This is a genomic window from Burkholderia orbicola (genome assembly GCF_900100915.1).
Classification (GTDB): Bacteria; Pseudomonadota; Gammaproteobacteria; order Burkholderiales; family Burkholderiaceae; genus Burkholderia; species Burkholderia orbicola.
Genome location: NZ_FNKW01000001.1, coordinates 1560789 through 1573934, shown reverse-complemented (window position 1 = coordinate 1573934; position 13146 = coordinate 1560789). Strand labels below are relative to the sequence as shown.

Below are 13146 nucleotides of genomic sequence, written 5' to 3'. Positions count from 1 at the left end.
CGGCCGGGCGCCGGCATAGCGTCTACGATGTAAGACCGGCACCGGTGCCGGCACGACATCGAGGAGACAGCGCCATGAATCCGCGTATCCAGCGCATCACGCCGTTCCTGTGGTTCGACCGCGACGCCGAGGCGGCGGCCGGTTTCTACGTATCGGTGTTCGACAACGCGCGCATCGTGCACGTCGCGCGCTACGGCAAGGCCGGTGCGCACGCGTCCGGCAACGCCGAGGGCGCGGTGATGACCGTGGCGTTCGAGCTCGACGGGCAGGCGTTCGTCGCGCTGAACGGCGGCCCCGTGTTCCAGATGACGCCGGCCGTGTCGTTCGTCGTCAACTGCCGCGACCAGGCCGAGATCGACCATTACTGGGCGCGCCTGTCCGAAGGCGGCGACGAGCGCGCGCAGCAATGCGGCTGGCTGCGCGACCGCTTCGGCGTGTCGTGGCAGGTCGTGCCCGTGCAGATGGCCGAGCTGATGACCGGCGACCCGGCCCGCGCCGAGCGCGTGATGGCGCAGGTGATGACGATGAAGAAGCTCGATCTCGGCGCGCTGCAGCGGGCGGCGGCCGGCTAGGGCCAGCGAAGCCCGTTGTCGGCGTGAACAGGCCCGAGGCCGCTTCGGTCGGTCGGGCCGCTCAAGGCCGGCGGCCGACCGTTTCGTTGCGATGCGCGACATCGTTGCGTCGAGGCCGATTTCCCGCCTTTCCCGGCCGTCGGCTCACCATTCCCCCGCATCGCGCCGCCGCGGTCCCGCTGGCCGCCGCCGCTTCGCCGATACGCCGATACGCCGACGCGCCGACGCGCAGGCCGGCCCGTTTTCCCGCCGCGCCGCGCGGCGTTCCGCCCCCGCTCCAGCCGCGTTCGCGGCGGTTCGCCCGATTCTCCGAAATACCCCCCTTTCCCGGCTTTGCTCGACCGATCGGCGTTTGACGCCTCCATGAATAATCGGTGTCACTGGAAAGCGGCATTCCGCCGTACCCGACTGGAGGCCCCGTGGCAGACGAGAGCGATCTCGACAAGACCGAAGCCGCCACTCCCAGGCGCCGCGAGAAGGCGCGCGAGGAGGGGCAGGTCGCGCGTTCGCGCGAACTGGCTTCGTTCGCACTGCTCGCGGCGGGGTTCTACGGCGCATGGCTGCTCGCGGGCCCGTCGGGCGCGCATCTGCAGGCGATGCTGCGCGGCGCGTTCACGTTCGATCGCGCGACCGCGTTCGACACCCACCGGATGCTGTCGGCGGCCGGCAGTGCGAGCCTCGAAGGCTTCGCCGCGTTGCTGCCGCTCCTCGCGCTCACCGGCGTCGCCGCGCTGCTCGCGCCGATGGCGCTCGGCGGCTGGCTGATTTCGCAAAAGACGTTCGAGCTGAAGTTCGACCGCCTGAACCCGATCTCGGGCCTCGGCCGGATCTTCTCGATCCAGGGGCCGATCCAGCTCGGGATGTCGATCGCGAAGACGCTGGTCGTCGGCGGGATCGGCGGCATCGCGATCTGGCACAGCAAGGACGAACTGCTCGGCCTCGCGACCCAGCCGCTCGGCGCCGCGCTGCCCGATGCGCTGCATCTGGTCGCCGTGTGCTGCGGCACGACGGTCGCCGGGATGCTGGTCGTCGCCGGGCTCGACGTGCCTTACCAACTCTGGCAGTACAACAAGAAGTTGCGCATGACGAAGGAAGAAGTGAAGCGCGAGCATCGCGAGAACGAAGGCGATCCGCACGTGAAGGGGCGAATTCGCCAGCAGCAGCGCGCGATCGCCCGCCGCCGGATGATGGCGGCCGTGCCGAAGGCCGACGTGGTCGTCACGAACCCGACGCACTTCGCGGTCGCGCTGCAATACACGGATGGCGAGATGCGCGCGCCGAAGGTCGTCGCGAAGGGCGTGAACCTCGTCGCCGCGCGCATCCGCGAGCTCGCGGCCGAGCACAACGTGCCGCTGCTCGAAGCGCCGCCGCTCGCGCGTGCGCTGTATCACAACGTCGAACTCGAGCGCGAGATCCCCGGTTCGCTGTACTCGGCGGTCGCGGAAGTGCTCGCGTGGGTCTACCAGCTCAAGCGCTTCCGTTCGGAAGGCGGCGCGTTCCCGGCGATGCCGGTCGATCTCGACGTGCCGGCCGAACTCGACAAGGGCACGTCGGTCGCCGCCGACGACGAGCGTGAAGAAGCCGAGGACACCCTCGGCAAGCAAGGGAACGCAGCATGAGCACCCCGACCACCGGCCTGTTCGCGAAGCGCCCGAACGTGCTGGCAGGCACGAACCTGCGCGCGCTCGCGGGCCCGATCCTCATCTGCATGATCCTGGGGATGATGATCCTGCCGCTGCCGCCGATGCTGCTGGATCTGCTGTTCACCTTCAACATCGCGCTGTCCGTGATGGTGCTGCTCGTCAGCATGTACACGATGAAGCCGCTCGACTTCGCGGCGTTCCCGAGCGTGCTGCTGTTCTCGACGCTCCTGCGCCTGTCGCTGAACGTCGCGTCGACCCGCGTCGTGCTGCTCGAAGGCCACACCGGCCCCGACGCGGCCGGCCAGGTGATCGAGGCGTTCGGCCACTTCCTCGTGGGCGGCAACTTCGCGGTCGGCATCGTCGTGTTCGTGATCCTGATGATCATCAACTTCATGGTGATCACGAAGGGTGCGGGGCGGATCGCCGAAGTGTCCGCGCGCTTCACGCTCGACGCGATGCCCGGCAAGCAGATGGCGATCGATGCGGATCTCAACGCCGGCCTCATCAACGAGGAACAGGCCCGCAAGCGCCGCCTCGCCGTGTCGCAGGAAGCCGAGTTCTACGGGTCGATGGACGGCGCGTCGAAGTTCGTGCGCGGCGACGCGATCGCCGGCCTGATCATCATGGCGATCAACGTGATCGGCGGGCTGATCGTCGGGATGGTGCAGCACGACATGAGTTTCGCCGCGGCCGGCACCAACTACACGCTGCTGACGATCGGCGACGGCCTCGTCGCGCAGATCCCGTCGCTCGTGATCTCGACCGCGGCCGGCGTGATCGTGTCGCGCGTCGCGACCGACGAGGACATCGGCACGCAGATCACCGGCCAGCTGTTCACGAACCCGCGCGTGCTGAACATCACCGGCGCGATCATCGTGCTGATGGGGCTGATCCCGGGGATGCCGCACTTCGCGTTCCTCGCGCTCGGCGGCGGTGCGATCTGGCTGGCGCGCACCCAGACCAAGCGCGCGGCGGCCCGCAAGGTGGCCGGCGACGTGACCGACATCGCACCGCCCGCCGTGCTGCCGGCCGACAGCCACGAAGCGACGTGGGACGACGTGCAGCTGATCGACCCGCTCGGCCTCGAAGTCGGCTACCGGCTGATCCCGCTGGTCGACAAGAACAGCGACGGCGAGCTGCTCAAGCGCATCAAGAGCATCCGCAAGAAATTCGCGCAGGAAATCGGCTTCCTGCCGCCGGTGATCCATATCCGCGACAACCTCGAACTGCGGCCGAACGCGTACCGGATCGCGCTGAAGGGCGTCGAGATCGGCGCGGGCGAAGTGTTTCCGGGCCAGTGGCTCGCGATCAACCCGGGTCAGGTGACGGCCGCGCTGCCGGGCGCCGTCACGCAGGACCCCGCGTTCGGGCTGCCGGCCGTGTGGATCGACGTCGCGCTGCGCGAGCAGGCGCAGGTGTACGGCTACACGGTGGTCGACGCGAGCACGGTGGTCGCGACGCACCTGAACCATCTCGTCGTCCAGCACGCGGCCGAGCTGCTCGGCCGCCAGGAAGTGCAGGCGCTCGTCGAGCGTACCGGCAAGGACGCGCCGTCGCTCGTCGAGGACCTCGTGCCGAAGACGATCTCGCTCACCACGCTGCAGAAGGTGCTGCAGAACCTGCTCGAGGAAGGCGTGCCGATCCGCGACATGCGCACGATCCTCGAGGCCGTGTCCGAGCATGCGGGCCGCGGCGACGCGTTCGAGATCACGGCCGCGGTGCGGCTCTCGCTCGGCCGCGCGATCACGCAGCAGTGGTATCCGGGCAACGGCGAAATGCAGGTGATGGGCCTCGACGCGAACCTGGAGCGCGTGCTGTCGCAGGCGCTCGCCACCGGCGCGAACCCGGGCCTCGAGCCCGGCCTCGCGCACAACCTTCTGACCGGCACGCAGCAAGCGATGCTGCGTCAACAGAATCTCGGGCTGCCGCCGGTGCTGCTGGTGCAGCACGCGCTGCGCGCGATGCTCGCGCGCTTCCTGCGCCGCAGCCTGCCGCAATTGAAAGTGCTGTCGTATGCCGAAGTGCCGGACACACGCACGATCAAAGTCGTTAACGTCATCGGGGGTTCCGCTTGAACATTCGCAAATTCACCGGCGCAACGAGCCGCGACGCGCTTCGTCTCGTGCGCGAGGCGCTCGGCGCCGACGCGGTCGTGCTGTCGAACCGCACGCTCGATGACGGCAGTGTCGAAATCGTTGCACTCGCCGATTCGGATCTCGCCGCGGTGGCGCCGCCGGCCGCGCGTCCGCGCGTCGCCCCGTCGCGCGTGCCGGAATCCGTGCCGGCCGCCGCCGTGCCGGGCATCGTGTCGCGCCCCGGCATCGCACCGCGCCCGGCCGTCAATCCGTATGCGGCGGGCGAAGGCGGGCTGCCGGACGTGTTTTCTTCGGTGTTCGGCGCGAGCGCCGAGCCGCAAGAGGCGGATGCGCATCGTTCGTCGATCGAGGCCGACGCGCCCGCGGCGGCCGTGCCGTCGAGCGCAGCACCGGCCGCCGGATCGCCGGCCGCCGGATGGCCGGCCCCCACTTCCGAACCCGCACCGTGGCTGGTCGAGCACGCGAAGCGCCTCACGCAGCAGCGCGACGCGCTGATCGCCCGAGCGCAGGCGCCTGCCGAGCCGCAGGCGAGTGCGCCGCAGCCCGCAGCCAGTGCGACGCCGCCCGACTGGGCACGCGACATCGTGCGCGACGCAGAACGCCGGATGCCGGCCGCCGGCGCGCCGGCCGCCGCGCGGCGCGCCCCCGACACGGGCGCCGCGTACGCCGCCAAGACGGCCGAACGCACGCGCCTGTCGTCCGACGCGGCCGCCGCGGTGGCCGACGCGGTGAAGTCGCGCATCGAGCGGATCGTCAACGACACCGTGATGCAGGAGCTGGGCGAGCTGCGCGGGGTGATGCAAGAGCAGTTCGACAGCCTGATGTGGCACGACCGCCAGCGTCGCAGCGCCGTTCACGGCGCGCTGACGAAGCACCTGTTCGCGGCCGGCTTCTCCGCGCAACTGGTGCGGATGCTGGTCGACAACCTGCCGTCCGGCGACGGTGCGCAGACCTTCGAGCAGGCCGCCGAATGGGCGCAGTCGGTGCTCGCGTCGAACCTGCCGGTGCTCGACAGCGAGGACGCGCTGATGGAGCGCGGCGGCGTGTTCGCGCTGATGGGGCCGACGGGCGTCGGCAAGACGACCACCACCGCGAAGCTGGCCGCGCGCTGCGTGATGCGCTTCGGCGCGAGCAAGGTCGCGCTGCTGACCACCGACAGCTACCGGATCGGCGGCCACGAGCAACTGCGCATCTTCGGCAAGATCCTCGGCGTGCCGGTGCACGCGGTGAAGGATGCGGGCGATCTCGCGCTCGCGCTGTCCGAGCTGCGCAACAAGCACATCGTGCTGATCGACACGATCGGCATGAGCCAGCGCGACCGCGCGGTGTCCGACCAGATCGCGATGCTGCACGGCGCGAACGCGCCGGTGCAGCGCCTGCTGCTGCTCAACGCGACGAGCCACGGCGACACGCTGAACGAAGTCGTGCAGGCGTACCGCAGCGCGGGCGACCACCCGGATCTGGCCGGCTGCATCCTCACGAAGCTCGACGAGGCGACCCACCTCGGCGGCGTGCTGGACACGGTGATCCGCTACAAGCTGCCGGTCCACTACGTGTCGACCGGCCAGAAGGTGCCGGAGAACCTGTACGTCGCGTCGACCAAATTCCTGCTGAAGAGCGCGTTCTGTGTGCCGCGCGACGGCTCGCCCTTCGTGCCGCAAGACGAGGACATGCCGACGCTGCTTTCCGCACTGACCGCACGTTCCACCGCCGAGCTGCACGAGGTGCGATTTGGATAAACGGATCATCGATCAGGCCGAAGGGCTGCGGCGCCTGCTCGCCGGGCGCGCGTCGCGCATCGTCGCGGTGACGGGCGGGCCGGCGGGCGTCGGCTGCACGTCCACCGTGGTGAATCTCGCGGCGGCGCTCGCGTCGCTCGGCAAGGACGTGCTCGTCGTCGACGAGCGCGCCGACGTGCATTCGGCCAGCGCGACGCTCGCCGGCGCGTGGCTGCGCGACGGCGAACGCACGCGGGTGGCGGCCGGCTTCGGCCTGTGCGGCGCCGCGCGGCTCGCGCGCGCCGGCTACAGCGACGCGCAACTGAGCGACTTCATCGACGGCCCGGCCGACATCGTCCTCGTCGACGCGCAGCTCGGCGCCGACGGGTCGTTCTCGGCGCTCGCGCGTGAAGCGCACGACGTGCTGGTCGTCACGCGGGTCGCCGCGCAGGCGATCACCGAGGCGTACGCGTGCATGAAGCGGCTGCATTTCGCGCACGCGTTCGCGCAGTTCCGCGTGCTGACCAATCAGGTCGGCAGCCACGCGGACGCGAAGACGGCCTTCGACAACCTCGCGGGCGTCGCGAGCCGCTACCTGACCGTATCGATCGCCGATGCGGGCTGCGTAAGCGCCGATCCGCTCGTCGAGCACGCCCGCGAACTGATGCATGCGGTGGTCGACGCGTTCCCGTCGTCGCCCGCCGCGCGCGATTACCGGCAGATTGCCGCCGATTTGTTGTACTGGCCGATGCGCCCGCGTTCGGGTGCGGGCCGCGCGGTCCACGCCGGCGGCAAGCCGTCGTATGAGGCGGGCGCGGCACACGCCGCGTGAGCGCCACCCGAAGGAGAGAGCCACGATGTACAACGCTCAAGGAAAGATGTCCCAGGCCGACGTGCTCGCGCAATACGCGCCGCTCGTGCGCCGCCTCGGGCTGCAGCTCGTCGCGAAGATGCCGGCGAGCGTCGATCTCGACGACCTGATCCAGGCCGGCATGATCGGCCTGATGGACGCGGCCGGCCGCTACAAGGAAGACCAGGGCGCGCAGTTCGAGACCTACGCGACGCAGCGCATCCGCGGCGCGATGCTCGACGAGCTGCGCAGCAACGACTGGCTGCCGCGCAGCCTGCGCAAGACGTCGCGCGAGGTCGAGCACGCGGTGCACCAGGTCGAGCAGCACCTCGGCCGCTCGGCGAGCGAGACCGAGATCGCGCAGCACCTGAACATGCCGCTCGACGAATACCAGGGGATGCTGCAGGACCTGCACGGCAGCCAGCTCATCTATTACGAGGATTTCGACCGCGCGGCCGATGACGAGCCGTTCCTCGACCGCTATCGCGTCGATCACGCCGATCCGTTGTCGGCGCTGCTCGACGACCACCTGCGCGAGGCGCTCGTCGAGGCGATCGAGCGGCTGCCGGAGCGCGAGAAGCTGCTGATGTCGCTGTACTACGAACGGGGTCTGAATCTGCGCGAGATCGGCGCGGTGCTCGAAGTGAGCGAATCGCGCGTGTGCCAGCTGCACAGCCAGGCCGTCGCACGCCTGCGCGCGCGGCTGCGCGAACAGGCGTGGGTCGGCGCGGAGTCCTGACCCGAAGACGTCCCGGCCCTTTGCCGACGGCCGCGCGCGCCGGCGCCGCGCGTGTCGCGTGCCTACGCGTCGTCCTTGCGCATTTCGCGCGCCGATTTGCTACAATCCCCTCCGTTTTCCGAGGAGCGTTGCGACGGACCATCCGTGTCCGCCAGGCTCGGAGAGCTTCACCAAGCAGCCGTGCGGCGATTTTTTCGCGCCGGCCCCGCTTCCTGAACGGCGCTCACGTCACCAATCTAGAAACTTTTTAGAAAGGAGGGCGTGATGAACGCCATTATCGATTCCAAGGCTTCCCACGATTACGTCGTCGCCGACATGGCGCTGGCCGGCTGGGGCCGCAAGGAACTCAACATCGCCGAGACCGAAATGCCGGGCCTCGTGCAGATCCGCGACGAATACAAGGCACAGCAGCCGCTGAAGGGCGCGCGCATCGCCGGTTCGCTGCACATGACGATCCAGACTGGCGTGCTGATCGAGACGCTGAAGGCGCTCGGCGCGGACGTGCGCTGGGCGTCGTGCAACATCTTCTCGACCCAGGATCACGCGGCCGCCGCGATCGTCGAAGCCGGCACGCCGGTGTTCGCGTTCAAGGGCGAATCGCTCGACGAATACTGGGAGTTCTCGCACCGCATCTTCGAATGGCCGAACGGCGAATTCGCGAACATGATCCTGGACGACGGCGGCGACGCAACGCTGCTGCTGATCCTCGGCTCGAAGGCCGAGAAGGACCGTTCGGTGATCGCGAAGCCGACCAACGAGGAAGAAGTCGCGCTGTACAAGTCGATCGCGGCGCACCTCGACGTCGACGCGAACTGGTACTCGAAGCGCCTCGCGCACATCAAGGGCGTGACCGAAGAGACCACGACCGGCGTGCACCGCCTGTACCAGATGGAAAAGGACGGCCGCCTGCCGTTCCCGGCGTTCAACGTGAACGATTCGGTCACGAAGTCGAAGTTCGACAACCTGTACGGCTGCCGTGAATCGCTCGTCGACGGCATCAAGCGCGCGACCGACGTGATGATCGCGGGCAAGGTCGCGGTCGTCGCGGGCTACGGCGACGTGGGCAAGGGCTGCGCGCAGTCGCTGCGCGGCCTGGGCGCGACCGTGTGGGTCACCGAAATCGATCCGATCTGCGCGCTGCAGGCGGCGATGGAAGGCTACCGCGTCGTGACGATGGAATACGCGGCCGACAAGGCCGACATCTTCGTGACGGCGACCGGCAACTACCACGTGATCAACCACGATCACATGAAGGCGATGCGCCACAACGCGATCGTCTGCAACATCGGTCACTTCGACTCGGAAATCGACGTTGCGTCGACGCGCCAGTACCAGTGGGAAAACATCAAGCCGCAGGTCGACCACATCATCTTCCCGGACGGCAAGCGCGTGATCCTGCTGGCTGAAGGCCGCCTCGTGAACCTCGGCTGCGCGACCGGCCACCCGTCGTTCGTGATGTCGAACTCGTTCGCGAACCAGACGCTCGCGCAGATCGAGCTGTTCACGCGCGGCGAGCAGTACGAGAACAAGGTGTACGTGCTGCCGAAGCACCTCGATGAAAAGGTCGCGCGCCTGCACCTGGCGCGCATCGGCGCGAACCTGTCGGTGCTGTCGGACGAGCAGGCTTCGTACATCGGCGTGCAGAAGGACGGCCCGTTCAAGCCGAACCACTACCGCTACTGATGTACTGATGCGCTGCCGCCGCGCCGCGCGCCCGTTGCGGGCGCACGGCGCGGCGGCGCTCACCGATCGTACCGATCGACAACCGAACCGGAGCCCTCCATGAGCGTCATCCTCACCTGGGTCATCAACGCGCTGGCGCTGCTGATCATCACGTACCTCGTGCCGTCGATCCACATCAAGAGCTTCGGCACCGCGCTGATCATCGCGGTCGTGCTCGGGCTGATCAACACGGTGATCCGGCCGGTGCTGATCCTGCTGACGCTGCCCGTCACGATCGTCACGCTCGGGGTGTTCATCCTCGTCGTGAACGCGCTGTGCTTCTGGTTCGCGTCGTCGCTGCTGAAGGGCTTCGAGGTATCGGGGTTCTGGTCCGCGTTCTTCGGTTCGATCCTGTACAGCATCGTGTCGTGGCTGCTGTCCGCCCTGATCTTCGGCCAGCGCGACATCGGCTGAGGGCTGGCGGGCGCAGGCCCAACCCCATCGAATCATGAAACCGATCGAACTCTCGTTTGAATTCTTCCCGCCGAAGACGGCGGACGGCGTCGAAAAGCTGCGCGCCACGCGCGCGCAGCTGCTGCCGCTGAAGCCGAAATTCGTCTCCGTGACGTTCGGCGCCGGCGGCTCGACGCAGCAGGGCACGCTCGATACCGTGCTCGACATGCAGAAGGACGGCCTCGAGGCCGCGCCGCACCTGTCGTGCATCGGCTCGTCGCGCGACAGCCTGCGCGCGATCCTCGACCAGTACCGCTCGCACGGCATCCGGCACATCGTCGCGCTGCGCGGCGACCTGCCGTCGGGGATGGGCGAGGTCGGCGAGCTGCGCTACGCGTCCGAGCTCGTCAGCTTCATCCGCGCCGAGCATGGCGACTGGTTCCACATCGAGGTCGCCGGTTATCCGGAGTACCACCCGCAATCGCGCTCGCCGAAGGCCGATCTCGAGAATTTCGCGCGCAAGGTGAAAGCCGGCGCGAATTCCGCGATCACGCAGTACTTCTTCAACGCGGACGCGTATTTCCGCTTCGTCGACGATGCGCGCAAGCTGGGCGTGGACGTGCCGATCGTGCCGGGCATCATGCCGATCACGAACTTCTCTCAGCTGATGCGCTTCTCCGAGATGTGCGGCGCCGAAGTGCCGCGCTGGGTCGCGCGCCGGCTCGAGAGCTTCGGCGACGATCGCGAGTCGATCCGCGCGTTCGGCGCGGACGTCGTCACGAACCTGTGCCAGCGCCTGATCGACGCGGGCGTGCCGGGGCTGCATTTCTACACGCTGAACTTGGCGACCGCCACGCGGACGATCTGCGAACGGCTCGCGGTGTAAGCGCCGTCACGCGGTTGCCTGCGTGAAAGCCCCGCCGGTTTGCGCCGGCGGGGCTTTTTTTATCGTGAAGCGCCGCGCATGCCGCGTGGCGGAAGCCGCTGAATCAGCGCTGCGCCTGCATCAGTGGCGGGCGGCGGTCGAACCACGGCCGCGCCTGTTCAAGCTGCCGCGCGAGCCGGAGCAGCAACGCTTCGTCCGCGTGGCGCGCGGCGAACTGCACGCCGATCGGCAGCCCGCGCACGTTCCAGTACAGCGGCACCGACATCGCCGGCTGGCCGGTCAGGTTGAACAGCTCGGTGCAGCCGGCCCACGCGAACGCCTTCTCCGACGACTTCGCGAGCATCTCCTTCAGCAGCGGCTTCACCGGCAGCGCGGCGACCAGCTTCATCTGCGCGGATTCGAACGGTGTCGGCTGCAGTTCGCCGATCTTCACCGGTGGCCCCGCGAGCGAGGCGCACAGGATCGCGTCGTAACGCGACACGAGACCGGCGACCTGCACGGTGAGCTGGCGTTGCCATTCGAGCACGTCGGGCAGGCGGGTGCGCGCGAGCCGCCTGCCGACCACGGCCATCGCCCAGGTCGCGGCCTCGAATTCGCCGCGCCGCGGCGTGCGGCCGGTCAGTTCGCGCGCGCCGAGCACCATTTCTTCGGCGATCGTCGCCCACAGCGTGAGGAAGGTTTCGGCCGCGCGCGCATAGTCGATCTGCAGCGTCGCCGGCTCGACGTGATGGCCGAGCGATTCGAGCAGCGCGGCCGCGTCGTCGAGCGCCGCGCGCGTGTCGTCGGCGAGCGCCGGCGCGAGCATCGGATCGACGACGAGGCCGATCCGCAGCGGGCCGGGCGGCGTATCGAGCGCGCCGAGGAAGGTGCCGGGCGCGCCGGGCGGCAGCGTCTGGCCGGTCGTCACGTCGAGCAGCAGCGCACTGTCGCGCACGCTGCGCGACACCGCGTGCTGGACGACGAGTTCGCCGTTCGACGGCAGGTCGACCAGCACCGGGTTGCGGCTCGGCTTCAGGCCGAACAGCCCGCAGCACGATGCCGGAATGCGAATCGAGCCGCCGCCGTCGGACGCATGCGCGAGCGGTACGATGCCGGCCGCGACGGCCGCCGCCGCGCCGCCGCTCGAGCCGCCCGGCGTGTGGTCGAGATTCCACGGGTTGCGGCACGCGCCGAACAGTGCCGGTTCGGTGTACGGCATCTGGCCGATCTCGGACGTGTTGGTCTTGCCGAATACGTTCAGGCCCGCCGCGCGGCTGCGCGCGATCACCGGCGAATCGTCGGCCGGCACGAAGTAGCGGTAGTGCCGGCTGCCCATCGACAGCGGCAGCCCGGCGACCGCCGCGCCGAGATCCTTGACGAGATACGGCACGCCCGCGAACGGCGTAGCGGCGCCCGGTTCGGGCGCGCCCGCCGCACGTTCGCGCGCGGCTTCGTAATCCTGCAGCACGATCGCGTTGATCGCGCCGTTGACCGCTTCGGCCTGGCCGATCGCGGCGTCGAGCAGTTCGCGCGGGCTGGCCTGGCGGTCGCGCACGAGCGCGGCGAGGCCGATTGCGTCATGCGCGAGATAGTCCGAGTGCATCGCGGTCACCCCCGTTGTGACTCGTGGCGATGGTGCGAGCATAACGCGAGCCCGGCGTGGCGGGCCCGCGGCCGGGCCTTTTTAGAGATGCTCGGCGAGGAAGGTCAGCGTGCGGCCGTGCGCGAGCGCCGCCGCGCGCTGGTTGTACGACGCGCGGTCCGTGCAGTTGAAGCCGTGCTCGGCGCCCGGGTACACGTGGAACGACGCATCGCCGTGGCCGGCGAACGCGGCCTTCACCTGGTCGACGGCGGTGAGCGGAATGCCGTGGTCGTTTTCCGCGTAGTGGAACAGGATCGGCTGCGTGACCTGGCCGGCGAGGTCGAGCGCGTTCTGGATGCCGCCGCCGTAATAGGACACCGCCGCGTCGAGCTTGCCGGTCGCGGCCGCGCGGTACGCGAGCTGGCCGCCGAAGCAGTAGCCGATCGCGGCGAGCTTGCCGGCCACTTCGGGGCGGGCGCGCAACGCGTCGGCCGCCGCGCCGATGTCCGCGACCGCGAGACCCACGTCGGTCTTTTTCATCAGTTCGATGCCCTTGTCGCGATCCGCGCCTTCGTAGGTCAGCTCGACGCGCGGCTGCGTGCGCCAGAACACGTCGGGCGCGAGCGCGACGAAGCCGTCGGCCGCGTACTGGTCGGCGACCGCACGGATGTGCGCGTTCACGCCGAAGATCTCCTGGATGATGATGACGGCAGGGCCCTTGCCGCGCTTGGGCAGCGCGAGATAGCCGCCGAAGCTGTCGTTACCGGTCGGGATGTCGATCCATTGGGCAGTCACGTTCTGAACTCCTGGCAGGCGGGGTGCGCGAGGCGCCCCGGGGTGAAAAGAGGGCGGCCTAGTGTGCCACCAATCGTTCGGTGCTGCAGTGCACGCGGGCGCTTCTCGCGCAGCGATCGTTTCGATCTCGATTATTCATTTTTCGGCGCCGCGCCGCTTCGATAGAGTCGA

11 protein-coding genes and 1 riboswitch are annotated in these 13146 nt (G+C 69.0%); of the genes, 9 read left to right on the top strand and 2 right to left on the bottom strand.

Translation table 11 applies throughout. The features are described from left to right. The first annotated feature begins 74 nt into the window (after positions 1–74). The 9 genes from BLS50_RS07515 to metF all read left to right on the top strand — a co-directional run bounded on the left by BLS50_RS07515 (position 75) and on the right by metF (position 10619). Positions 75–572, top strand: coding sequence for a VOC family protein (locus BLS50_RS07515; RefSeq protein WP_011546706.1), 498 nt, complete (start codon positions 75–77; stop codon positions 570–572). Positions 573–991: 419 nt separating this feature from the next. Next, entirely contained in the window at positions 992–2191 is a 1200-nt protein-coding gene (flhB, locus tag BLS50_RS07510; protein WP_069232055.1) for a flagellar biosynthesis protein FlhB, read from the top strand. After that, positions 2188–4290 (top strand): flagellar biosynthesis protein FlhA, encoded by a 2103-nt coding sequence (gene flhA, locus BLS50_RS07505; protein ID WP_069232056.1) that lies wholly within the window; start codon positions 2188–2190, stop codon positions 4288–4290. Before flhB ends, flhA begins: the two co-directional genes overlap by 4 nt. Next, a complete protein-coding gene (gene flhF / locus BLS50_RS07500) occupies positions 4287–6050 on the top strand; it encodes a flagellar biosynthesis protein FlhF (protein WP_069232057.1) in 1764 nt (587 codons plus the stop codon). Before flhA ends, flhF begins: the two co-directional genes overlap by 4 nt. Beyond that, complete coding sequence (locus BLS50_RS07495) at positions 6043–6861, top strand: nucleotide-binding protein (protein ID WP_011546703.1); 819 nt, start codon at positions 6043–6045, stop codon at positions 6859–6861. Before flhF ends, BLS50_RS07495 begins: the two co-directional genes overlap by 8 nt. Before the next feature lie 25 nt (positions 6862–6886). Further along, positions 6887–7618 carry an RNA polymerase sigma factor FliA gene (locus BLS50_RS07490; RefSeq protein WP_011546702.1) on the top strand — a complete coding sequence of 244 codons (732 nt, stop codon included), beginning with the start codon at positions 6887–6889 and terminating at the stop codon, positions 7616–7618. Positions 7619–7732: 114 nt separating this feature from the next. After that, a riboswitch (S-adenosyl-L-homocysteine riboswitch) is annotated at positions 7733–7850 on the top strand. A gap of 32 nt (positions 7851–7882) precedes the next feature. Further along, positions 7883–9301: an adenosylhomocysteinase gene (gene ahcY / locus BLS50_RS07485; protein ID WP_012327710.1), complete on the top strand. Its 1419-nt coding sequence runs from the start codon at positions 7883–7885 to the stop codon at positions 9299–9301. 99 nt (positions 9302–9400) lie between these two features. Then, positions 9401–9754, top strand: coding sequence for a phage holin family protein (locus BLS50_RS07480; RefSeq protein WP_006477367.1), 354 nt, complete (start codon positions 9401–9403; stop codon positions 9752–9754). 34 nt (positions 9755–9788) lie between these two features. Then, positions 9789–10619 (top strand): methylenetetrahydrofolate reductase [NAD(P)H], encoded by an 831-nt coding sequence (metF, locus tag BLS50_RS07475; protein WP_011546700.1) that lies wholly within the window; start codon positions 9789–9791, stop codon positions 10617–10619. Positions 10620–10722: 103 nt separating this feature from the next. On the opposite strand, the gene BLS50_RS07470 is transcribed toward metF, so the two are convergent. After that, on the bottom strand, positions 10723–12201 hold the full coding sequence (locus tag BLS50_RS07470) for an amidase (protein WP_074802768.1): 1479 nt from the start codon (positions 12199–12201) through the stop codon (positions 10723–10725). 81 nt (positions 12202–12282) lie between these two features. Next, complete coding sequence (locus tag BLS50_RS07465) at positions 12283–12975, bottom strand: dienelactone hydrolase family protein (RefSeq protein WP_011546698.1); 693 nt, start codon at positions 12973–12975, stop codon at positions 12283–12285. Between the last annotated feature and the right edge of the window lie 171 nt (positions 12976–13146).